Source organism: Gloeomargarita sp. SRBZ-1_bins_9, assembly GCA_039794565.1.
Classification (GTDB): Bacteria; Cyanobacteriota; Cyanobacteriia; order Gloeomargaritales; family Gloeomargaritaceae; genus Gloeomargarita.
In genome coordinates this window covers 12,676-36,080 of record JAUQVX010000005.1, presented here as the reverse complement: position 1 = coordinate 36,080, position 23,405 = coordinate 12,676, and the positions used below count along the sequence as shown (strand labels likewise).

Genomic DNA, 23,405 nt, shown 5'->3' with positions numbered 1-23,405 from the left:
ATGGACACCTCAACCGGTGTAGCGCTTGTCAAACATAATGCGCCCATCGGGCATTTGGGTGCCCATTAATTTAGCCCCTGTAAGGTTGGCCCGATGGAGATTGGCCCGCATAAGGTTGGCTTCGGTGAGGTCGGCGTACCACAGGTTGGCTCGGCTTAAATCGGCCCCCACCAGGTTGGCCCGCTTCAAGTTGACCCGGCTGAGGTTGGCATCGGTGAAATTGGCGCCTTCGAAGGTCGCCCAACTCATGTCCGCCCGGTTGCAGGTGGCCCCTACAAACGAACAGCCCTTGGCATTGACGCGGGTAAGGATGGCACCGGTGAGATTGGCTTCATCCAAACAAGCCTGTTCTAAAACGGCCCGGCTGAAATCGGCGTTCGTTAGGTTGGCCCGCAGCAGTATCGCTTTCTTGAGGTTGGTACTGACGGGAACGGCGGCACCGACTAAATTATTCACGGCTTGACCCCCTAGCTTTATACAGCCAAAGTGGGCGCCTGTCAAATCCGCTTCCGTCAGGTCGGCTTCGATCAGATTGGCGCCGGAAAAGTTGGCGTTTTTGAGAATGGCTCCCCGCATCTTGCTGCGCCGCAATATAGCCCGGCTTAGATCTGCCTCTTGCAGGATGATTTCGTCTAACACCGCATCCATTAAGGACGCCTGAATCAACTTGACGCCGGTAAAATCTCGCACGCCCTTTTGATAGCGTCGTAGGAGTTCTTGGGCAAAGGTTTCTAAGGGAATGTCCACTTCATCGCTGGTCAGGTGTAGGGGGCTAGCCGGAAGGTAAACCCCATCTTTGATTTCTGCCTGGGGGCGGGGGACAACCGGGGATGGTCGTCGCCCGGGCGGTGCCCCATCTAAACCGAAGACCTCCATCCATTCCGGGAAGGTTTCCCCCGTGCGCATGCCATAAACCTTGACCGTGCGAATGGTGGGCACCTCTAGTCGCATTAGTCCCTGGCGAATGACCTGCAAACAATAGCGCTGGTCCGGTGCCGGATTACCAGTCAATACCACTTCTAAACAACCCTGGCGCCGTTTGGCTTGGGCGGTGATCCCCTGGGGCGCTAGAGCTTGGGTCATCAGAGCGGCAATCGCATCGGGATCCCCCTGGCGTGCCAGTTGTAACAGGTTAGGGACCTTCATGGGGTTGACGCTCCGATGCCCAGTCCGTTAGTCGGCATGGCTCACAAGGATAGCTGACAAAGATACAACCGTAAAAATCCCTAATATCGCCCTGCTTGGTGCCATTCTACACAAATTCCGCCGGGGCCGGGATGGGGACTTGTCTCCCAGGGGGAACTTCGACCAACGGCTGGCGGTCTTGGCAGCACAGGGCAATTGCTATTGGGCAAGGGCGAGGCGATCGGCTATGGTAACTTTAGACCACCTTTACTCCCCGCAGGTCCTAGGTTTATGTTTGGGTTGATGTGGCTCACCAAGGGGTTGCACCACTGGCAACGACACCGGCATTGGTGGGTGGGAAGCGCGGTAGCCCTAGGGACGGCCGGGGGGTTGTGGTGGGGAGGCAATTACTTCATCGGTGAACGGTTAGCGCCCCTGATAGCCCAGGAATTAACCTATCTGCTAGACCGCCCGGTACGCCTGGGACAGGTGAAACGTCTTGGCTGGACCGGTGTGCAGTTTGGGCCGTCAGCGATACCGGCCACGGCAACGGACCCTAGTTACCTGAAGGTGCAGGCCATTGAGGTGCAGTTTTCCCCCTGGCAGTGGGTACAGCAGGGGCGTCTAGAACTCCAGGTGCGCTTACGGCAACCGGAACTGCTGTTGCACCAGTCTGCCGATGGGCGGTGGGTGCGGGTGACCCTCCCCCAGAAACGGGAATCGCCGGTGCAGGTGCGTTTGACCCAGGTGGCGATAGAGGGGGGGCGGGTGACCCTGGTGCCCTGGTGGACGCGCCAAGCTCAAACCTATGCACAGGTGCAGGCCCGTTTACGTCCCGCTGAAGACCGGTGGGAATTCCAGGGTCAGGCCCAGACACCTCAGCAGGGGCAGGTGTGGTTGACCGGGCAATGGCAAATCCCCAACACCCTCCTGACGGCTCGCCTCCAAGTCCAGGAGCTACCGGCTAAACCTGTGCAGGACTTGATGACCGGTTATGTGACCTTGCCGGCGCAGGTGCAACGGGGACGCATCAGTGGTGACCTGACGGTGCAATGGCAGCCTGGCCAACGTCCCCAGGTGGCCGGACCGGTACAACTCCGGGAATGGGTGGTGCGCTCTTCCCAGTGGCCGATGGTGTCACCCCAAGTGGATGCCCAGTTGCAACTAACGCCAGGGGGGGTGCAGGTGACCCAGGGACAACTGCAATGGGCGGGGATGGCGGCGGAGGTCACCGGCCAGATCGACTTTGACCGGGGGTATGATTTAACCGCCCGTGTAGCGCCGGTTGCCCTGGAACGGGTGAGTGCTCAGTTGGGTTGGTCCACACCATTACGGGGGCAGGTGGCCTCCCACTGGGTGGTGACAGGAGATATTGCCCAACCCCTGATCCGGGGCCGGTTGCAGACTGTAGGGGGACTGCACTTACCTCAAACCCAGGTCGATCAAGCCAGTGCCGATGTGGTAGTAAGCCAGGGAAGACTGGATATTGCCCGGTTGGACGTGCGCTTGCCGGGTGCCCAGTTCCAAGGGAGTGGCCGTCTGGAGGGGCGGCAACGCTTGGCTATCCAGTTCCAGGGGCAAGCGCAGCCGGAGCGGTTGACCAAGGGACTATCCTGGCCAGTGCCCGTCGGGACGGTGATGGTGCAGGGACAACTGGGAGGGACGCTGCAACAACCCCAGGTGGAGGCCGTTTTTCGCGCTCCCCAGATGCCGGTGCCCGTGCAAGGCCGGTTGCAGTGGCAGGGAGACCAACTACGTTTGCATGCGACAGGAGGGGGATGGCAGGCCCGGGGAGCGGTGCACCTGGCCACGGGGGGATTGGATGTACAACTGCGGGTACAACGGTACGCTTTGCAACGCCTGCCCCTACCGTTACCCCCGGAATTGGCCCTGCGGGGTGAGGTGGATTTCCAAGGGCGGCTAACCGGGCTTTTGACGCAACCCCGGCTGCAGGGGGAAGTGACCCTGGCGGGCCTGCGCCTCAACCACTGGCAGTTTGAACCCTATTTACGGGGGCCGGTGGTCTGGACGCCAGGGGGTATGGCCCGGTTGGACCTACGGGGGGTGCAAGACCGGATTGCCCTGACCCTGCCGCCGGGACCGATTCCCCAAACGTTGACGGTGCAGCGGGGAACGGCCTTGATCCAGGGCCAGGGACGGGATGGCCGATTGGCGGTGAATTTCCGGGGTGTGCCTCTGACCCTCTTTAGCGGGGGGTTGGTCCAGGGGGCTTTGCAGGGGACGGCGCTGTGGGATAGCCGGCAACAACGGGCAGTTGGGCAACTCCAGGTGGACCAGGCCCGCTGGGGTAACCTGGTGGCCACGAAACTGGCGGGACAATTCCGCTGGCGGGATGGGAAACTGCAGTTGATGGAGGGGGAGTTGCACCAGGCTCGCAGCCGCTATCGTTTCAGTGGCCAAGCTCAGTTGCGCCCTCAGCTGCACTGGCAAGCCCAAATCGAAGCCGTAGAGGCAACCGTGCAGGACCTGGTGCCGGTGCTGTTGACCGAACAACCGGCAGGGGCGGCGGATTTGCCCGTGACGCCGGTGGGTCAACCCCAGGGGCCGTTGGATGCCCAACTGGCAATTTTTAACCAGGTGCAGGCCCAGGTGCAGCGTTACCTCACCGAACAGCAGCAGGCCTTGGGGTTGCCGGATGTCCGGGAATGGCAGGGACGCTGGCGGGGGCAGGCAACCCTGACGGGCAATCACCGGGGTGAGTTAACGGCGACGTTTGCCCTCCAGGGCCGAGATTGGGTCTGGGGGCCGTACCGGGCGGAGCGGTTGACGGTGCAGGGGCGTTACGAGGGCACGCTGCAAAACGGGAGATGGTTTTTGGAACCCTTGCAACTGGTGCACGGGGACGGGCAACTTCTGTTCAGTGGCACAGTGGGGGGACCACAGCAACGAGGGCAGTTGGTACTTACCCGCTTGCCCGTAACCTACTTCACCCGCCTGCTGCCGGTTCCGGGGAGCCCGACGGGGTGGATCAGTGGTAGTGCGACCCTCGGGGGCAGCGCCGCCGATCCTCAAGCCAAGGGGGAAATCGCCCTTGAAGATGGCACTTGGTATGATACCCCCATCGCAACGGCTCGCACCAGTTTCAGCTATGGCCAGGGGCAATTCCGATTTGGGGCGGAACTGCAACTCCAGGATACAGTGGCGGTGGAACCGGTGCGCGCCAGTGGCCTATTGCCTTGGGTGTGGCCGGGGAGCATCGTCCAACCCAGCAGTGACCAGATCCAGTTGAGCGTGCAGGTACGGGACAGTGGGTTGCGCCTAGTCAACAACCTAACGCCCTGGGTGCAGTGGTTAGGGGGGAGTGGGGATGTGCAGGTGGACCTGGTGGGGACGTGGCGCGAACCTCGCCTAAGGGGCCGGGCACAATTCCAAGGGGCGCGGGTGGCGGTCAACGGCCTAGCCGAACCCCTGGAGAACCTGAGGGGGGAAATTCGTTTCCTGGGGGACCGACTGGCGGCTCAAGACCTGCAAGCCCAGCTGAATGGGGGAACGGTGACCTTAAACGGCGTTTTGCCCATCAGCCAGCCCTTGTCGGCGGAGGACCCGGATAGGCGTCGGCCCCTGACCCTGACATTGTTGCCGGCCCGCATTGCCCAAAGGAATATCTATGAGGGGCAAGCCAGCGCCACCATCACTCTGGCGGGTACAGCTCGGCAACCGGCGGTGGGGGGAGTGATTGACCTGAGCCAAGGGCAGGTTTTTCTGTCGGACCTGGTGCTGGGGGGAGCCGTGAACGGCCATGGCACCACCCGCTTGCCCAGGGGAGTATCTGCTGAGTTCCGTGACCTGCACATCCGGTTGGGGCCTAATTTGCGGGTCGTGCGCCAGCCCAATTTAGATGTGGTGGCCCAGGGAACCTTGACCCTCAACGGTCCAGTCGTCAACCCCCGGCCCCAGGGAACCCTGACCCTGCAACGGGGAGAGGTCAATTTATTTCTCACCCGCTTTCGCCTGGACCGTACCTACGCCAACCGGGTGGTATTCGACCCCCGCTACGGGTTTGACCCGGAGTTGGACCTGCAGTTGACCTCCACCGTCACCCAGGGGGCTAGCCAGTTAGAGGGTCTAGCCATCCAGCGGCGGGCGCGTTTCCCCAACGAAGTGCCGATTGCCGTAGGTGAGCGGGTGCAAGGGCTGGAAACCGTACGGGTGCAGGCGAAGGTCATGGGTCGGGCCAGCCGATTGCCTCAAGGCTTGGAACTCACCAGCAGTCCCCGGCGCACCCAGGAGCAGATCATTGCCCTGCTGGGGGGCTTTTCCGGTCAGTCGGGCAACGATGCTGCCCAGTTGTTCTTGACCACGGTGGCCGGCCAGACGCTGCTTAACCAGATTTCCCGGGCCCACGAGACGGATTTTGGTGGCATTGCCTGGCGTTTCTTCCCAGCCGTTTTGCCAGCCCTTCCTGACCGCAGCCGCAATGTACAGCAATCAGCTCTGGCTTTGGGAGGGGAGGTGCGTCTGGACATCCACCGGTTTTCCGCGTCCTTCCTGCAGATGTTCGCCAGTGTGGGTAATGCTGTCAGCGAACCCAACCTGTCCCAGATGACCTTGGGCTACCGGGTGAACGACCAGTTGCGCCTGCGGGGGTCGCTTTCGTCCGACGGGGACAACCGCCTGCTCATCGAGTACAGCACCCAATTTTAGCTATAGTGGGGAACGGAGCGTTGGGGGAGCCACCATGGCGCTGATTGAGGTGCGCAACGTTCACAAAAGCTATGGCCCGGTGCAGGCCCTGCGGGGTGTGTCTTTCGATGTGGCCGCAGGGGAACTCTTTGGCCTGCTGGGACCTAACGGGGCGGGCAAAACCACATTGATCCGCTGCCTGTGTACCCTCAGCCGCCCGGACCAGGGGGAAATTTACGTAGCGGGTCTGTCGGTGCTGGATCATCCCCGGCAGGTGCGACAAAAATTGGGCTATGTGGCTCAGGAACTGGCGCTGGATAAGGTCTTAACTGGGCGGGAACTGCTGCAATTGCATGCCGATATTTATCATTTGCCCCCGGCGGTGGCCCGCCAGCGCATCGAGACGGTGATTGAATTGCTGGGACTCCAGGACTGGGTGGACCGGCGCACGGGGGGTTATTCCGGGGGGATGAAAAAACGCCTGGATTTGGCCATGGCCCTGCTGCACCAACCGGAGGTGCTGGTGCTGGACGAGCCGACGGTGGGCTTGGACATCGAAAGCCGCACGGTGGTCTGGGATTTCCTGCGCACTCTGCGCCGCCAGGGGACAACGGTCTTTCTCACCAGCCATTACCTGGAGGAGGTGGACGCCCTGGCGGACCGGGTGGCGATTTTGGACCGGGGGCAACTGATCGCCTGCGATACGCCAGTCGCCTTGAAGGCCGCTTTGGGGGGAGAACGGGTAACCCTGCGGGTGCGGGAATTTACGCCCCGGGATGAGGCGGAATTGGCTCGGCAGGCCCTGCAACAGTTGGCGTTTGTTCGGCAGGTGATTATTAACCCGGCCCAAGGCAATTCCCTAAATCTGGTGATTCAGCCCACCCCCGATGGCCTCAGCGTGATCCGCGAAAAAATCACGGCCCTGGGGTTGCCGATTTTTAGTCTGATGCAGTCCCAGCCCAGCCTGGATGATGTGTATTTGGCTGCCACGGGTCGCACACTCCAGGATGCGGAACTGGCGGCGCTGGGGGCTTAACTGGGGTACCAAAACATTCCCTTGATGCCCTCCGGATCGGCGTGAAACCCCAACTCCTCGTAAAACGACACCACATGGGGGTCGGCAAATAAAGTAATGTTGCTGATTTCCTGCCGGCGCAACTCCCGGATCATCTGCCGCATCAGCGCCTTGCCGAGACCTTTGCCCTGGAACTCCGGGTGAATGACCACATCCCAGATGGTGGCGTTAAAGGCGTGGTCGGAGGTGGCCCGGGCAAAGCCAATCAAGCGACGTTGGGGTTGTCGTTCTAACCACAGGGACCCCACCAGAAAACTATAGGCCAGGGCTTTGCGGACCTTGCGCAGGGGCCGTTTAGCCCACCCCACCGCATCGCACAGGGCCTCCAGGGCAAACACGTCAATGTCGCGGGTGGTGCTGAAGTAAATCGGCAGCCGCTCTCCCTGGGGGGTCGTCCATTCCGTCAGCAGGATTTCCCGCTCCCCTACCCCCGCTGGCGCCTCCGCATTCGCCGCACCGGTAAATAGCCCCTTCCAGAACACCCACCTGTCCCTCAATCCTTTAGCCAGTATAAACCGTCGCTCCAGCCCGGCCAGTCCGCCAAGGTGGTTAACCCCGCCGGATGGGTGAGATTGTACTGCAGTGGCGTAATGCTAATTTTATTACTTCTCACGGTGGCGACATCGGTAGGCCAGTGGTGGATGGGAGCATCGGCGGGGGGGTCGGGTTCATCTTCGATGGCGGTGCCCGCCAGCCAGTAATAGGTGCGGCCCCGGGGGTCCGTGCGTTGGTCGAATTGGTCGCAGTAGCGGCGTACGCCCTGGCGGGTGATACAAATCCCGGCAATCTCCTGGGCGCTCACAGCAGGAATATTCACGTTGAGCAGCAACGGCAGGGGCAAAGGATGTTGTTCCAGGTGATGAATCAGGGCACGGGCAAAGCGACTGGCCACCCCAAATTCCGGCTGAGTGTAACTAGCTAAACTCAGGGCTACGCCGGGGATGTTTTCGATCACCCCTTCCATGGCCGCTGATACGGTGCCGGAGTAGAGAATGTCGGTGCCCAGGTTCTGCCCCTGGTTGATTCCGGCCAACACCATGTCGGGGGGGTGGTCCAATAGGCAGCCCAGGGCCAGTTTCACGCAATCGGCTGGTGTACCGGTGCAGGCCCAGGCCGTCACACTGTCGTGGAAAAAGCCGGTGACCGGTTCGACGCGCAAGGGTTTGTGCAGGGTCAGGCCGTGCCCGGTAGCGGATCGTTCCCGATCAGGGGCCACCACCGTCACCCGGTGACCGGCCTGCGCTAGGGTATTGGCTAAGGCCCGCAACCCGGGGGCAAAAATACCGTCGTCGTTGCTGACCAAAAGACGCATGGTCGGGACATGGGACTGCGGCTCTACTGTATCAAAATTAGCGTCCTGTTCGTGTGCAGCCAGGCGGCGGTCCGAGCGCAACCCCTGGAGGTACGGCTGGCACGGGACCTGCTGACGGAAGTGAATCGCTTACGTCGGGACCCACCCCGCTATGCCGAACATCTAGGTCAGTGGAGCAAAGGGGGTCAGGGCCTGGTGACTGTCCAGCATTGGTTGCGGCACATCCAACCCTTGCCCGTACTCCGGCGCGTCCCTGCCCTGGATCAAGCAGCCCGGGGCCTGATCCCTCAACCCTTCACCGTGACCACCTTGACCGAGCAGCTGCAGCGCTATGGGCAATGGGAAGGACACGCCAGCGCCAATCGTAGTCAGGGATTAACCGACGCCCGCGCCATTGTCACCCACTGGCTGTTGGACCAGGGTCAGCCCCAGGGTCCCAACCGCACCAACCTCCTCAATCCCCTGTTTCGGGTGGCGGGAGTGGCCTGTGCGCGCCGTCCTCAGATGACCTGTGTGCTGACCCTGGCGGGGGGGTATCACGCCAAGCCCACCAGGTCAACACCGCGACCGCCGCGCCTATCGTCCCCAGCACCACCGCCAAAGGCACCCACACCGGCGGCGTCCCCCAAGTAACCCAGCGCCCCAGCAGTTTGATGCCCCCACTGAGCAGGCTAGCAATGAACAACACCTTTACCAGCCACCCCAGGTCCTGGCGGGTCTGGGCGTCCATTCAGTCGAAATAAAACAGGGTAACAATTTTGCGCTGCTCTTCCGCTTCGCGACAGGTCATCATTAGGGTGTGGCTGTCGTGAAAAGCAAAACACACCAACTGCTGACAGCGGGCGACGATTTCGCTGTTGCACAGGGTGCTCGCCTCCGCCAAGGAAAGATGGTCGTTTTCCGGTTTCTCTACCAGGTGCATGACTTGCTTGAGCTGCTCCTGGGATTCCGGGGGTTGCTTGCTCAGGCTCTGGGGCAGGATGACGGTGAGCAAATTGGGGTCAGCGCGCATCGCCCCGCGAATCACCGCCGCATTCACCCCCGTCGCCCCGGACGTGAGAATCCGGTTGCCCGCCAACACCAGGGCATAGGCCAACAACTCGATCAAATACTGGTGGGTAATGGGCACATGCCGCGACCCCAGTAGGGCAATGCGTTTCGGACCCGTCTGCTGAATCGCCGCCAGCTCGGCCAGGAATTCATCTATCTTGGGGGGGTCAAACGTCGCAGGCAAGGCTGGGTTCCCCGATGGATGCCGTTCTTTACTATAGCCCAGCTAGGCCAATTGTTGTAGGCGTGCCTGGAGCAATTCGATTTGCTGCCGCAGTTCTGCCAACTGGACCTGGTGGCTCTGTACCACCTCGGGCGCCGCTTTGGCCACAAAGTTGGGATTGTCCAAGCGGGCCGCCAAACTGGTCGCCTGGGCCTGGAGTTTCTGCAAATCCCGCTCCACCTTGCTGCGCAACAGGGCTACATCCACCAACCCCGTCAAGGGCAACAGCACCTGCACTGGGCCACTAATGCCCACCAGGGTTTGCCGTTGCGCCGTCAGGTCCCGCCCCCAGGTCAGCGGCTGCACCTTGGCCAGGTCGCAAATATAAGCCTGGCTGGCTTCGATAATCCCCTCCTCGTGGGCCGACTGGGTTTGCAGCAGAACCGGCACCTTCACCCCCGGTTTGAGGTCGGCAATGGCGCGCAGGTTGCGGATAGTACGGATGATTTGCATCACCAGGGCAAAGTCCGCCTCCAGGGCCGGGTCTTGGTAATCCGCCTGGGGTTGGGGATAGGGTTGCCGTGCCAGGGTCGCCCCCGGTTCCGGCTGCACCAGGCTATGCCAAATCGCCTCCGTAAGGTGGGGCATGAAGGGATGCAACAGGGCCGTGATGTCTGCCAACACCTGGGCCAGGACCGCCTGGGCTACCCGCCGGGTGGGATGCTGGACATCCTGCAGGCGTGGCTTAACCAGCTCGATGTACCAGTCGCAGAAATCCCCCCAAACATACTCATACAGGGTCTTGGCCGCCTCCCCCAACTGGAACCCCTGCAACTGCTGGTTGACCTGGGCGATGGTGTGGTGGTGGCGCGAGAGCATCCAGCGGTCCGCCAGTTCCGCCTTGGCCAGCTCGACGAGCAGTTGCGCCGGCGTTTGCCCCTCCAGGTACATCAGCACAAACCGCGCCGCGTTCCAGATTTTGTTGGCAAAGTTGCGGGCGGCTTCGACGGTGGGAGATTCGTCTGTTTTGCGGTTGTAGTCCAGGCGAATGTCCTGTCCTGCCCCCACCACCTCCTTGACCAGGGCAAAGCGCAGGGCGTCTACCCCGTATTTTTCGATTAGCACCAGGGGGTCAATGCCGTTGCCCGCCGACTTGGACATCTTTTTGTTATTCTCATCCCGCACCAGCCCGTGGATATACACCGTCTGGAAGGGAATCTGGCCGGTGAAATAGCGCCCTAGCATGGTCATGCGGGCCACCCAGAAAAAGATAATGTCAAAGCCGGTCACCAGCACCGTCGTCGGGTAGTAGCGCCGGTAATCGGGGGTATCTTCCGGCCAGCCCAGCGTGGAAAAAGGCCACAACCCCGACGAAAACCAGGTGTCGAGTACATCCGGGTCCTGTTCTAGTACCCCATCTGAGCCAAATTGCTCCCGGGCTAGGCGGTAGGCCTCCTCCTCGGTTTCCGCCACCACAAAGGGTGTTTCATCGGTGATCACACCCCCTGTTTGCTGCACCACATACCAGGCGGGAATGCGGTGGCCCCACCACAACTGCCGGGAAATGCACCAGTCATTCAGCTTCACCAACCAGTCCCGGTACACCTTGCCCCAGCGCTCCGGGATAAAGCGGGGGGACTGGTGAGCGTCCAATTCCTGCAGTGCCAGCTCCGCCAGCGGCCCAATCTTGACAAACCATTGGGTAGATAGCAGGGGTTCGATGGGCACTTTCCCCCGGTCGCTATAGGGCACCGCGTGACGATGGGGTTCCACCTTCACCAAATACCCCTGGGCCTCCAGAGCCGCCACCACGTTTTTACGGGCGACAAATCGGTCCTGCCCAGCAAAGGCCCCCGCTTGTTCATTTAAGGTGCCGTCGGGATTCAGGATGTTGATCATTGGCAATTGGTGCCGCCGACCTATGGCAAAGTCGTTGGGGTCGTGGGCGGGGGTGACCTTGACGCAACCGGTGCCAAATTCTGGGTCCACGCTGCTATCGGCGATGATGGGGATCAAACGGTCCACCAGGGGCAAGCGCACTTGCTTTCCAATCAAATGGCGATAGCGGGGGTCGTCAGGATGCACCGCCACCGCCGTATCCCCTAACATGGTTTCCGGGCGGGTCGTCGCCACCTCCACATACCCCGAGCCGTCCGCTAGGGGGTAGCGCAGGTGCCATAGGTGCCCATCCACCTCCTGCATTTCCACCTCCAGGTCGGAAACCGCCGACTGGGTAGCCGGACACCAGTTCACCAGGTACTTGCCCCGGTAAATCAACCCTGCCCGATACAGTTGCACAAAGGCATGGACCACCGCCCGGGAAAGGCCTGCATCCATCGTGAAACGCTCCCGGGTCCAGTCCACCGATAGCCCCAGGCGACGGATTTGGGCGACAATCATCCGCCCGGAAGTTTCCTTCCACTGCCAAGCCCGCTCCAGGTAGGCCTCTCGCCCTAACTGCTGCCGCGTTTTCCCTTCCGCTTGCAGTTCCTTATCCAACAACGTGCTGACGGCGATACTGGCGTGGTCGGTGCCCGGTAGCCACAGGGTGTTTTGGCCCAACATGCGGTGGTAGCGCACCAGAACATCAATCAGGGCGTGTTCAAAGGCATGGCCCATGTGCAGGCTGCCGGTGACGTTAGGGGGAGGAATGACAATGCAAAACGGCTCCCCCGGCGCCTGCGGATCGGCTACGAACACCCGGTGCTTTTCCCAGTAATCCTGCCAGTAGGGTTCGGTGGTGTGGGGGTGGTACTGGGGGGGTAAATGCTCACTCATCATGGGCAAGGGCAATTTCCCGCGTACTTTAGTCTATCGTAAGAACTTCCCCGGCTAGTGGAACGTCCTTGGGCTTGAATGGGGAAGTGTGTGGAGAGATGGCCATGCGACCAGTTGTCACTGCCTTCGTTTTGCTGGCTCTGGGGGGAACGGGTGTTGTCCTGGCCCAGACCCGCAAACCTAACCCGGACCACATTCCTCGGTTTCGCCAGGGGGAGTGCCTGCGCTGTGAATTGGCCGGCACCGACTGGCAGGGGGCGAATTTGGCGGGGGTGAAAGCCACCGGCAGTGTGTTGCAGCAGACCAATTTCCAGGGGGCGAATCTGGCGGGGGCGGACCTGCGCCAGTGCAATTTAATTCTCAGCAACCTGAGTCGGGCCAATCTCCAAGGTGCCCTGTTGGATGAGGCCTTTTTGGTGACGGCCAAACTGGTGCAGGCGGATTTGACGGGGGCGCAGTTGCGCAGGACTGACCTGCGGGATGCGGATTTGAGCGGGGCGAGTTTGTTCAGGGCGGACTTGCAGGGAGCGTTGCTGGTGCAGGCCCAGCTCTATCAGGCCAACCTTGCCGAGAGTAATCTGCGCTTTGCCGCCTTGTCCCGGGCCAATCTGAACGAAACCAACCTCAGCAGCGCCGATTTGCAAGGAGCGAATTTGCGGGATGCCAATTTAACAGGGGCCAACCTCAGCCGGGCCAATTTAGCGGGGGCCAACTTGACCGGGGCCAACCTCAGCGGCGCCAATCTCTACGGGGCGCAGTTGCAGGGGGCGTTGCTAACCAGCGTCACCTGGCGCGGGACCCTGATGCCCGATGGCTCAGTACGGGGGCGTTAGAATGGGCCTATGACATCCCCCAGCCCCGTAGCAACCGCTCGCGTCATACAGACCTACCTGGCACCAAGCTGGGGAGGGTATCTATAGTGGGAGTGGTTGACGCCGCAACGGCTATCGTCTCATCGAGCGGTTGTCCCGCCCCTGGGTTTCGCCTCGATGCCTGTAGTCGGGGGTCTGCTCAGGAGCTTCGCTGTAGGGCAATGGCTTAAAGATGGTTCCTGTAAGTTAGGGGGCCTTGGTTAGAATGGGCTTAACCAAGCGCCTTTCGCCCGGTAATGGCCTCTTTTCTAATCGTCAGCTTGGACTCAGAATTGGTGCAACTTCTCGGGGGATTGCTCAGCCAGGCGGGACAGATGTGGACATGGCTGACGCCCGAGCAACTCTTACCCCAGAACCATCCCCCAGTCGCTGCCATCTGGGTTGATATTGGCAATGGGGAGGGGTTACCCGTGGCCCGACAGGTGGCGCAAATCTGGCCCCATATATCCCGCATCACGGTCGGTCCCCGCGATACTGCCCTGGCGATGGCCCTGTTGCACCAGGGGTGCTGCGCCTATGTACCCCGCGACCATCTCACCCTGGACCGGGTGCAATCGGTGATCCGGCGGGTGGCAGGCCTGACGACTGACCTAGCCCAGGAACGCCTGCAACAATTGCAACGCTTAGGTCAAACCCGCTATCAGGATGCGGCAACCATGATTCAAGCCCATCTGCAAACCGGTTGCCGGATGTTGGATTTGCCGCTGGGACTGTGGACGGAAGGGGAAAGGGTGCAGGCGGTGGCCGGGGATTGTCCGATTGCCCTGGGCAGCATCGTCGCTGGGGGGGAGGATTGGCAGCGCCAGGGGGTGCATCTGGCCATTTCCCTGCCGGTGCCGGTGGAGCCACAGGGGGTGGGATATTTGCGTTTTGGGTCCCGGGAACCTATACCCCCTTTGACGGTGGAGCAACAGAATTTGGCGCAACTCCTGGCCCAGTCCCTGGAACGGGGCTTAGCCCAACTGTACCTGGAACGACGCCAGCAACAGACGGCCCAAGCCCTGGCCGCCAGTGAAGCCCGCAACCGCCGTTTGATCCAAAACCTCCAGGTGGGGGTGCTGGTGCTGGGTCCCCAGTTGGAGATTCGCCTGATTAATCCCATGGCCATGCGTCTGCTGGGATTGAGTGGGCGACAATTGCTGGCCTCAGGTGCTTTGAGCCTGGATTGGAATGCCATTGGCGAGGATGGGGAGTTTTTCACGTTGGATACCCACCCGATTACCCAGGCGCTCCTGGCGAAGAAGTCGGTGGATAACGTGGTCATGGGGTTATACCGGAGCGATTCCCAGGAACGGGTGTGGTTAATGGTCAGCGTTGCTGTGGAGTTGGATACCCAGGGGCAGGTACAGGAGCTGGTGTGTACCTTAAGCGACATCACCGCCCGCAAACAGATGGCAGAAGCCAACCGGCTGAACCAGGAACGCTATGTACTGGCCATGAACGGCGCCAATGACGGCCTGTGGGACTGGGATTTGGAAAGCAATACAATTTACGTCTCGCCCCGGTGGAACGCAATTTTGGGCTTGCCGGCGGAGGCGGCCATCTGGGACCCGGAGCAATGGTTTGAGCGCATCCACCCCGAGGACTATGACCGGGTACGGCAGGAGGTCACCGCCCATTTGCAGGGCCAACGGGACCATTTCCAGAGCGAGTACCGCATGCGCCACGAATCAGGGGAATACCGCTGGATGCTCAGCCGGGGGTTGGCCATTCGGGATAGTGATGGGCAGGTCTATCGCATGGCCGGTTCCCAAAGTGACATCACCCAGCGCAAACAGGCGGAAATGGCCCTGCAACAACAACTCCAGCGCTATTTACTCCTCAAGCAGATTACCGAAGAGATTCGCCGCAGCCTGGATGCCCAGCAGATTTTCCAAGCGACCGTGCAGCAGGTGGGACCGGTTTTCCAGGCCAGCCGCTGTCTGCTGTTGACCTACGAGCAAGACCCCCAGCCCCGCTTGACGGTCGTGGCGGAATACGTGGCACCGGGCATTTCCCCTTGCGGGATTGACACGATCCCGGTCGTGGACAACCCCCATGCAGCAGTGGTTTTGAGTGCAGACCGGGCGGTGGCCTCGGCCGATGTCGCCAACGACCCCCTGTTGCAATCCCAGCAGGCCCTGTGTCACCAGTTGGGGATTCAATCGCTGCTGGTGGTGCGCACGTCCTACCAGGGGGAAGCTAACGGTGTGATTGGTTTGCAGCAGTGCGACCGACCCCGGGTGTGGACGGACCAAGAAATTAGCCTGCTGGAGGATGTGGCCAATCAGGTGGGCATTGCTCTGGCCCAGGCCCGTCTGTTGGCCCAGGAGCGGGAACAACGGTTACAGTTGGCAGAACAAAACCGCATATTGGAGGAGACCCGTCGCGCCGCGGAAGCCGCCAGCCGGGCCAAGTCGGAGTTTTTAGCCAACATTAGCCACGAAATCCGCACCCCCATGAACGGCATCTTGGGGATGACGGAGTTGCTGTTGGCGACGCCCCTAACACGGGAGCAGCGGGACTACCTGACCACCATCCAAACCAGCGCCAAGATTCTCCTGAACCAGATCAACGAGTTACTGGACCTGGGCAAGTTAGAGGCGGGCAAGATGGAATTGGTGCAAGAAGATTTCAACCTGCGTCATTGTCTAGAGTCGGTGCTGGATTTACAGGCACCCCTGGCCTTGGAAAAGGGCTTGCACTTGACGCTACTGCTGCCGCCGGAGGTGCCGGTACATTTGCGGGGGGATAGCACGCGCCTGCGGCAAATCCTGGTGAATCTGGTGGGCAATGCCATCAAGTTCACCGAGCAGGGGAGTGTGACCATCCAGGTGGACCCGCTAACGGTAGACGACCAAACGGCCACCTTGCACTTCAGCGTGACAGATACAGGCATTGGTATTCCCCCAGACAAAATTGCCACCCTGTTTGACCGGTTTGTGCAGGTGGATGCGTCACCAGCCCGGCGGCGGGGCGGAACGGGTTTGGGGCTGACGATCTGCAAGCAACTGGTGGAATTGATGGGGGGGCGGATTGGGGTAGATAGCCTGTTGGGAAAAGGGTCCTGCTTTTGGTTTGAGGTGACCTTTCCCCGGCAATTGCACCCGCCACAGCCACCGAGTTACCCCTGGCAAGGCTATCGTCTGCTGGTGATCGATGACCACAGCCCTAGCCGGCGCAGTTTGTTCTATCTGGGAAGTGGCCTGGGGCTACGGGTGACCGCGTGCGAGGGTGTCCCCCAAGCGTTGACCCATTGGCAAACCCAGACCTATCAGGGGGTGCTGGTGGCGCGGGTGGAGTGGGCGATGGAATTGGCCCGGGTGTTACCCCCAGCGGTACCCTTGGTTCTCCTGACCCCCAGCCGCAGTCACCCGACCCTCCTCCCCCCTTTAGACCAACGGTTGCACGGGTTTTTGCTCAAACCGGTGAGCCAGGAACGCTTAGTGAACCTACTCCAGGAACTCTACCAGGGTCCGTCTGTGCAGTTGGGATGTCCTCCTGGGTCACTGGCGTCATCTCCCCTGCGCATCCTCCTGGCGGAAGATAATGTGGTCAACCAAAGGGTGGCCCTGGGACAACTGCGCCAGTTGGGCTATCAGGCGGATGTGGCGGTTAACGGGATTGAAGTATTGCGGCTGCTGGAACAGCGGACCTACGACCTGATTCTGATGGACTGCCAGATGCCGGATTTAGACGGCTACGAAACCGCCCAGCGCATTCGCCAACTCCCCATTCCCCAACCGGTGATCATTGCCCTGACGGCCCACGCCATGAAGGACGACCGGGACAAGTGCCTGGCAGCGGGCATGGATGACTATCTCAGCAAGCCTATTGACCGGGAGCAACTGGGGGAGGCCCTGCGGCGTTGGAAAGAACGTATCATAGCAAGAAAGCAGGTCAAAGGGTCAACCACAATGGCAGCCGACGGCCAATCTCTCATTAGCCTGGACCATCTCAAAGCGACCTTTGGGGATGACCCCGACTTTATCGGCGAACTGCTCCAACTCTATCTTCAGGACGCCCAGGCGCGGTTGACGGCTTTGCAACAGGCGGTGGTCACAGGCGATTGGGAAATGCTCCAGCGGGAAGCCCATCAGCTCAAGGGGGCCAGCGCCAATGTGGGGGCGGCGGCTATCCAAAACTTGGCCTGCACCCTCGAGGAAGCGGCGAAAACCCGGTCGGACCTAGAGCAGGTGCCCGCCTTGGTCGAGACTTTGGCCCAGTGGGTGCGACAGTTGGAGCAGGAAATCCGGGTGGCCCCATGACGCCGCGGGAGTTGCAGGATCGCTATCGCCAGGGGGAGCGCAATTTTGACGGTTCCGACTGGAGCCGCCGGGATTTGAGCCGCGTAGTCCTAGAGGGAGCCAGCCTCAGCCGCACCAACTTATTTCGCACGGATTTGCTGCTAGCTCAGTTGGCGGGAGCTAACCTCAGCTATGCCCTTGCCTGCCGGGTAAATCTCAATGGGGCCGATTTGACCAAAGCGGTGCTGCGGGCGGCGGATCTATACATGGCCAATTTGAACGGGGCCAAGTTGGAGGGAGCTAATCTGAGTAAGGCCTATTTGCGGGGGGCGGATTTGACCCGGGCGGGTCTGAGCGGGGCGGACTTGAGTTATGCCAATCTCATCGAGGCCAACCTGTACGGGGCCAATTTGAGCGGGGCCAATCTGCGGGGGGCGTTTTTGATCGTGGCCAATTTACGGGGGGCGATTCTGACGGGGGCCAACCTGCAGGAAGCCAATTTATGCGGGGCGAATTTGACGGGGGTTAATCTCCAGGACGCCGACTTGACGGATGCCATCTTGCCCGCACGGGACCCGCACCCCCAACGGACGACCCCACCCGTTCGACCCCTGGGGGATTTGGTTGAAGAAATTTTTGGTTCCCCCTCCTAGTCGGGTGATCTCCGCTACATTAGGCTACATTAGACATACGGGTTAGGGCCAAGACCATGTGCATTTGCGTCAATTGCGCCTACGTGGACCGCTGCCTCACCTACCACGAGGTGGAGCGCCAGCATCAACAGCCCCATCTAACGGAGACCCCTACCTTTGCGCCGGTGTCGCCCACGATTAATGTCAACATCCGCTCTCGGGGCGAGGTGATTGAGATGGAGTGGGATGTGGTGGGATGTGACTCCTTCGTGCTAGACAAGGGACGGTGGAGTCGCTTGCGTCCGGGGGAACCGGTGCCCACATGAACTTAGCCCTGGGGCTGCATACCGCCGGTACTAGACTGGCGTTAGCGGTGGGGGCGTGGGAGGACAATAGCTGGGAGGAACGTTTTATTGCCAGTGGGGATGCCCTAAGTCAATTGCACGCGGCCTTGGCGGATCTGCTGCGGCCCTATCGGTGGGAGGAGGTGCAGTGGATAGCCGTGACCCGGGGGCCTGGTTCCTTTACCACCCTGCGGTTGGGGCTGGTGACGGCGCGGACGTTGGCCCAGGAATTGGACATTCCCCTGTTTGCCCTGTCTACCTTGGGAGTCGCCGGTTTCTTGACCCCAGAACCCGTAGCTGTGAGTTGGCCGGCGGGGAGTGATTTGCTGTACGGGGCGATTTATCACCGGGGGCAAGCACTGCAACCGGACCAGGTGTACCCAACCAGGGATTGGCAAGCCTTGGTGCAGCAATGGCCCCGGCCCCTGCAGGTGGTAGACAACCTGCACACCCAGGCGCCGGTGAAAGCCTTACTCACCTGGGCCAGCGAACTGTGGCAGCAGGGACACCGCCCCCATTGGTCCCAGGCCCTTCCTTTTTATGGGCGTTCACCGGTGGATAAAACCTAAAACGAGGATGGTTTTTTTTCAGTTCGAGCAGGACTTCGTGGACACGCTGCGCTGTATCCCCATGGTGGTGCGCTATCGGTTGGATGGGTGTGGGGTCAAGCTGAAACTCCAGCACTGGCAGCGCTTGAGCTACGAACAGCGCCGCTGGTTGGTGGAGACCCCCTGGGAGACGCCAGCCCAAAAAACGCACTACCGGGAGCAATTGCGCGCCTGGGTGACGGAATTAACCGGAACACCGCCTGCCGATTTGCCCGTGCCTGACCCGCCCCTTTGGGAGAGTGCAACGGTGCCGGAGGTCATCATGGCCCAGCTGCAGAAGGTGGGGCAACCCCCCTTGTCGGTCGTACAATGGCGGCATCTGTCGGCTTTGCAGCGTTTTGCCCTGCTCAAGCTCAGCCAACCGGGTCACGAAAACCGCAATTTTCTCCCCGCACTCCGGGAATTTGGTCTGCTGCGCTAGTAGAACCGTATTTCCAGGCACAGTTCCACAGGGGGTTTTCAGCTAAGGTGAAGTTCCGCTGCGGTAAAGACGGGGGTATGCGGCTAGAACAGTTGCGCTCCTTTTTGGCGGTGGTGGAAACGGGGAGTTTTCAGGCGGCGGCCTGCCAGTGTGGTTTGAGCCAGCCCACCCTTAGCCGGCAGATTCGAGCGCTGGAGGCGGACCTAGGGGTACCCCTGGTGCATCGCACAGGACCCATCAAACCGACGGTGGCCGGGCAGGTGTTGTTACCCCATGCCCACAAAATCTGGCGGGAATGGCAGGCGGTGGTGGCGGAATTGCAAACCCTGCAAAAGGGGGAGCAGTCAGAGGTCTGCGTGGCGGCGATTCATTCGATGTGTAGCGACACCCTGCCCCGATTACTGCCCCGCTTTTACCAGGCATTTCCCCAGACGCAACTGCGGGTGACGGCCCTGGGAAGTGACCGGGCGCTGAAGGTGCTCAAGGACAACCTGGTGGATGTGGCCATTGTTATGGCGGATCGGCATCTGCTCAAGGAACCGGAATGGTGGGTGCAGCCCCTGTATCAGGAGCCGGTGCAGGTTCTGCTGGCCAGCAACCATCCCCTGGCGTCGCAAACAGCGCTCACCTGGGCGGAACTGGCACGGTACCCCCATGTGGTTTTTAAAGACGGTTATGGGATGCGGCGGCTGGTAACCCAGGAGTTTGCTCGCCGGGGGTTGACTTGGCAGGCAGCGGTAGAGTTAAACACCCCCGAGGCGTTTTTGTCGGTGATCCGCCATAGCCAGATGGTGGCGGTGCTGCCCCGGTCGGTCCTGAAGGCGGCCCAGGGGGACCCGGGTTTGGCGGTACGGCCCTGGGTACCGGAAGAACAGCCGCTCCTACGGGAGGTCGTCGCCATCACGACGCGAGACCGGCAAGCGATGCCCCCCATCAATTACTTGCTGACGTTGCTGGCCCAGGCGACCCATGAGCCGTGTGTTTCGTGAATTGCTCAAAAAAATCGGCAGCGGGGAGCACACCCACCAGGACCTGAGCCGGGAGGAAGCTTGCCTAGCTCTGAAACTCATGCTCACCCAGGAAGCGACACCCGCCCAGATTGGCGCGTTTTTGATTGCCCACCGCATCAAGCGCCCGACGCCGGCGGAACTGGCGGGGATGTTGGATGCCTACGACGAGCTGGGCCCTAAACTGCCGGCCATTGACAGCCCCTATCCGGTGGTGGTGCTCAGCCAACCCTACGATGGTCGGGACCGCACGATTCCTTTGAGTCCCCTGACGGCGCTGGTGCTCAGCAGTGCGGGGGTACCGGTACTCCAGCACGGGGGCGAACGGATGCCCACCAAAGAAGGTACGCCCCTGGTGGCGATTTGGGCAGGGTTGGGGGTTGACTGGCGACGGTTGTCCCTGGCTCAGGTGCATCAGGTGTTGCAGCGGGCGGGGGTGGGGTTTGTCTATCTGCCGGCCCACTTTCCCTTGGCCCAGGGGCTGGTACCCTACCGGGAACAAATCGGTAAGCGGCCACCGGTGGCGACGGTGGAGCTGGTCTGGTGTCCCTACGCCGGGGCAGTTCGGTTGATGGCCGGGTATGTGCATCCCCCCACCGAGACCATCCTGGCAGCAGCTTTGCAACTACGGGGTCGGACGGATTTTGTGACGGTCAAAGGGTTAGAGGGCAGTTGTGATCTACCCCGCGACCGAACCCCCATCGTGACCGTTTATCGGCAAGGGGTCCAGGAACGCCCGCGCTTGCACCCTACCCACTACGGTTACTATGGGACCAACCCCCGCTGGGTGGATGGGGAGATGGCAGTCGTCGCGATGCAGCAGGTGATCCAGGGAGCGGTCAACGATCTACACACCAGTGTGGTGTGGAATAGCGGTTTTTATCTCTGGCAAAGTGGTTACGCCAGTGATCTAGCCACGGGACTGGCTAAAGCTAAAGACCTGCTGCTCAGCGGTCAGGTTTACCAGCAACTTCAAAAGCTACAGCAATGGATGCCCTGCTGACCGTCGCCCAAGCAACGGCCCGGATTCGGCAACACCGACTCTCTTGGGGCAGCACGTCCCTAACGCTGGCGCAGGCGGGGCAACCGGGAACCTTGACCAGTCCGGTGACCACTGACCGGCCCTACCCCCCTGGGGACCGGGTTCTCATGGACGGCATTGCCCTGGTTTGGTCTCGCTACCGGCAGGGACAACGGGTTTTCCCCATCGTTGGTGTGGCGGCAGCCGGTCATCCCCCCTTGGCCCTGACCGACCCCGGCGCTTGTATTGAGGTCATGACGGGTGCCCCCTTGCCCCAGGGATGCGATTTAGTCATTCCCTACGAGTACCTAGCGATAGCCGCCGGCAGCGCCACCATCACCCGGCCCCAGGATTGGCCGCCCTATGCCCATGTGGACCGGCAAGGGAGTGCCTGTGCTGCAGGGGTCGAGGTACTTGCGCCAGGTCACCGGTTGCAGCCACCCGATTGGGGCATCCTGGCCTCTTTGGGCTACACGGAAGTCGCCATCCAGCGCTTACCCCGCACCCTGATTATCAGCACGGGGGACGAACTGGTGCCGCCAGCAGTCACGCCCCAACCCTACCAACTGCGGGCTTCCAACCCTTATGCCCTACAAGCGGCCTTGCGCCGACAGGGTTATCCAACGGTAGATGTGCAGGTGCTCCCGGATGACCCCAGCCACTGGCAGTCCCACTACGAACAGGCCAGCCAAGACTACGACCAACTGATTTACACCGGCGGTGTCTCCCGGGGAAAACGGGATGTACTACCGGCGTTGTGGCTCAGCCTGGGGGTGACCCCTTATGTGCAGGGGGTGCGACAGCGTCCGGGGAAACCCCTGTGGTTTGGGGTGGATCACCAGCGGCAGACAGTGGTATTCGGTTTGCCAGGGAATCCAGTCTCCTGCCTGGTGTGCCTTTATCGCTATGTGCTGGACCGTCCCCCCCGCTATGGCCAGCTCACAGAACCGGTAACGTTCGCGCCGCCTTTGACCTACTTTTTGCCGGTGCGGGTCAGCTATAGCCCTAGCGCTGAGGTGTTGGTCACTCCCCAAGCGGTGCAAAACTCCGGCGATTTTCTGGGCTTGGCTGGTACCGATGGGTTTATCGAGTTGCCCAGCGAGCGCTGTACATTCGCCACCGGGGAGTGTTTTCCGTTGTATGAATGGTAAAGGAGCAAGGGCAATGACGGCAGGTCCAGCAACAAACCAGTTGGTGGACCCCCAGGGGCGGGTGATCCGCAAGTTGCGCCTATCCCTAACGGACCGTTGCCAGTTGCGGTGTCGCTACTGCATGCCGGTGGCAGCCCCCTTTCTTAGGGCTGAGCATTATCTGCGTCCTGAGGAATACCGGGATATTGTAGCGGAGCTGGCCGCTTGGGGGATACGGCAGGTGCGGCTAACCGGAGGCGAGCCATTGCTGCGCCAAGAGTTCCCTGAAATTGTCACCGCCTTGGCCACCATTCCTAGTCTGGAACTGAGCCTGACGACCAATGGACTCCTGCTGCCCCGCTACCTGCCGCTTCTAAAACAGGTGGGCCTGTGCCGGATCAACATCAGTCTGGACACGTTGCAACCGGAAACTTTTTACCGCTTGACTCACCGGCAGGGTCTGGAACAAGTAACCCAAGCCATTGCCCAGGCGGTACAAGGGGGTTTTCAGGTCAAACTCAATATGGTGGTCATGCGCCATATCAACGACCAGGAACTGTCGGCGATGGTGACCTACGGCCAGCAGCAGGGCGTTGCCGAGGTCCGATTTTTGGAACTGATGCGAGTGGGATACGCCTGCCATTTGCCCCAAGACACCTTTGTCAGCGCCCAGGAAATGCAAGCCCGCCTACAGGCCCACTATCAACTCACCCCCATCCCCAGCCCCCCTGATAGCACGGTGTTGCGGTTTCGGACCAACAGCGGTTTCACCCTTGGCTTCATGGCATCCGAGTCACAGCCCTTTTGTGGGTCCTGTTCCCGCTGGCGACTATCCGCCGATGGGGTGTTGCGGGCCTGTCTGTTCCGGGAAGAGGGCATCTCCCTGCGGGGCCTGGACCCCCACCAACGCCAGCAGGTGTATCAACAACTGTTGGGGATGAAGCCCAGGGTGCGGGGGGAAATGGTTGCCCATGCCATGTATCAAATCGGAGGTTAG

At 61.0% G+C, this 23,405-nt stretch carries 18 protein-coding genes; 13 read left to right on the top strand and 5 right to left on the bottom strand.

From position 1 onward, the window contains the following. Positions 1 to 9 precede the first annotated feature (9 nt). Entirely contained in the window at positions 10 to 1,146 is a 1,137-nt protein-coding gene (locus Q6L55_06310) for a pentapeptide repeat-containing protein (GenBank protein MEN9258327.1), read from the bottom strand. Between the two features lie 270 nt (positions 1,147 to 1,416). On the opposite strand from Q6L55_06310, the gene Q6L55_06305 reads away from it, so the two are divergent. Then, positions 1,417 to 5,790, top strand: coding sequence for a translocation/assembly module TamB domain-containing protein (locus Q6L55_06305; protein MEN9258326.1), 4,374 nt, complete (start codon positions 1,417 to 1,419; stop codon positions 5,788 to 5,790). Between the two features lie 34 nt (positions 5,791 to 5,824). Then, positions 5,825 to 6,805, top strand: a complete 981-nt coding sequence (locus Q6L55_06300; GenBank protein MEN9258325.1) for an ABC transporter ATP-binding protein — start codon at positions 5,825 to 5,827, stop codon at positions 6,803 to 6,805. Here Q6L55_06300 and Q6L55_06295 read toward each other — a convergent pair. Together Q6L55_06295 and surE are read right to left on the bottom strand one after the other, a co-directional pair. Next, positions 6,802 to 7,326, bottom strand: coding sequence for a GNAT family N-acetyltransferase (locus tag Q6L55_06295; GenBank protein MEN9258324.1), 525 nt, complete (start codon positions 7,324 to 7,326; stop codon positions 6,802 to 6,804). The genes Q6L55_06300 and Q6L55_06295 overlap by 4 nt on opposite strands. Before the next feature lie 11 nt (positions 7,327 to 7,337). Then, positions 7,338 to 8,156, bottom strand: coding sequence for a 5'/3'-nucleotidase SurE (gene surE / locus Q6L55_06290; GenBank protein MEN9258323.1), 819 nt, complete (start codon positions 8,154 to 8,156; stop codon positions 7,338 to 7,340). Between the two features lie 9 nt (positions 8,157 to 8,165). Between surE and Q6L55_06285 the strand changes: the two genes are divergently transcribed. Continuing rightward, a complete protein-coding gene (locus Q6L55_06285) occupies positions 8,166 to 8,789 on the top strand; it encodes a hypothetical protein (GenBank protein MEN9258322.1) in 624 nt (207 codons plus the stop codon). Between the two features lie 97 nt (positions 8,790 to 8,886). Here the strand turns inward: Q6L55_06285 and Q6L55_06280 are convergent, their stop codons facing one another. Next, positions 8,887 to 9,390, bottom strand: coding sequence for a DNA recombination-mediator protein A (locus Q6L55_06280; protein MEN9258321.1), 504 nt, complete (start codon positions 9,388 to 9,390; stop codon positions 8,887 to 8,889). Between the two features lie 42 nt (positions 9,391 to 9,432). Then, positions 9,433 to 12,150 (bottom strand): valine--tRNA ligase, encoded by a 2,718-nt coding sequence (locus tag Q6L55_06275; GenBank protein ID MEN9258320.1) that lies wholly within the window; start codon positions 12,148 to 12,150, stop codon positions 9,433 to 9,435. 101 nt (positions 12,151 to 12,251) lie between these two features. On the opposite strand from Q6L55_06275, the gene Q6L55_06270 reads away from it, so the two are divergent. From Q6L55_06270 to moaA, 10 genes are all read left to right on the top strand, one after another. Beyond that, positions 12,252 to 12,980 carry a pentapeptide repeat-containing protein gene (locus Q6L55_06270; protein MEN9258319.1) on the top strand — a complete coding sequence of 243 codons (729 nt, stop codon included), beginning with the start codon at positions 12,252 to 12,254 and terminating at the stop codon, positions 12,978 to 12,980. A gap of 275 nt (positions 12,981 to 13,255) precedes the next feature. Then, a complete protein-coding gene (locus tag Q6L55_06265) occupies positions 13,256 to 17,266 on the top strand; it encodes a response regulator (GenBank protein MEN9258318.1) in 4,011 nt (1,336 codons plus the stop codon). After that, entirely contained in the window at positions 17,263 to 17,898 is a 636-nt protein-coding gene (locus Q6L55_06260; protein MEN9258317.1) for a pentapeptide repeat-containing protein, read from the top strand. Before Q6L55_06265 ends, Q6L55_06260 begins: the two co-directional genes overlap by 4 nt. A 56-nt stretch (positions 17,899 to 17,954) precedes the next feature. After that, positions 17,955 to 18,203, top strand: a complete 249-nt coding sequence (locus Q6L55_06255) for a Ycf34 family protein (GenBank protein ID MEN9258316.1) — start codon at positions 17,955 to 17,957, stop codon at positions 18,201 to 18,203. Further along, the gene (tsaB, locus tag Q6L55_06250; GenBank protein MEN9258315.1) at positions 18,200 to 18,790 is read left to right on the top strand and encodes a tRNA (adenosine(37)-N6)-threonylcarbamoyltransferase complex dimerization subunit type 1 TsaB; all 591 of its coding nucleotides are present in this window, start codon (positions 18,200 to 18,202) and stop codon (positions 18,788 to 18,790) included. Before Q6L55_06255 ends, tsaB begins: the two co-directional genes overlap by 4 nt. Positions 18,791 to 18,797: 7 nt before the next feature. Next, positions 18,798 to 19,250: a nitrate reductase associated protein gene (locus tag Q6L55_06245; protein MEN9258314.1), complete on the top strand. Its 453-nt coding sequence runs from the start codon at positions 18,798 to 18,800 to the stop codon at positions 19,248 to 19,250. A gap of 77 nt (positions 19,251 to 19,327) precedes the next feature. Then, positions 19,328 to 20,239, top strand: coding sequence for a LysR family transcriptional regulator (locus tag Q6L55_06240; GenBank protein MEN9258313.1), 912 nt, complete (start codon positions 19,328 to 19,330; stop codon positions 20,237 to 20,239). Beyond that, entirely contained in the window at positions 20,220 to 21,260 is a 1,041-nt protein-coding gene (locus Q6L55_06235; GenBank protein ID MEN9258312.1) for an anthranilate phosphoribosyltransferase family protein, read from the top strand. The genes Q6L55_06240 and Q6L55_06235 overlap by 20 nt, the downstream gene beginning before the upstream one ends. Then, positions 21,245 to 22,429, top strand: a complete 1,185-nt coding sequence (locus Q6L55_06230) for a molybdopterin molybdotransferase MoeA (protein ID MEN9258311.1) — start codon at positions 21,245 to 21,247, stop codon at positions 22,427 to 22,429. The genes Q6L55_06235 and Q6L55_06230 overlap by 16 nt, the downstream gene beginning before the upstream one ends. Before the next feature lie 13 nt (positions 22,430 to 22,442). Beyond that, positions 22,443 to 23,405, top strand: coding sequence for a GTP 3',8-cyclase MoaA (gene moaA / locus Q6L55_06225; protein MEN9258310.1), 963 nt, complete (start codon positions 22,443 to 22,445; stop codon positions 23,403 to 23,405).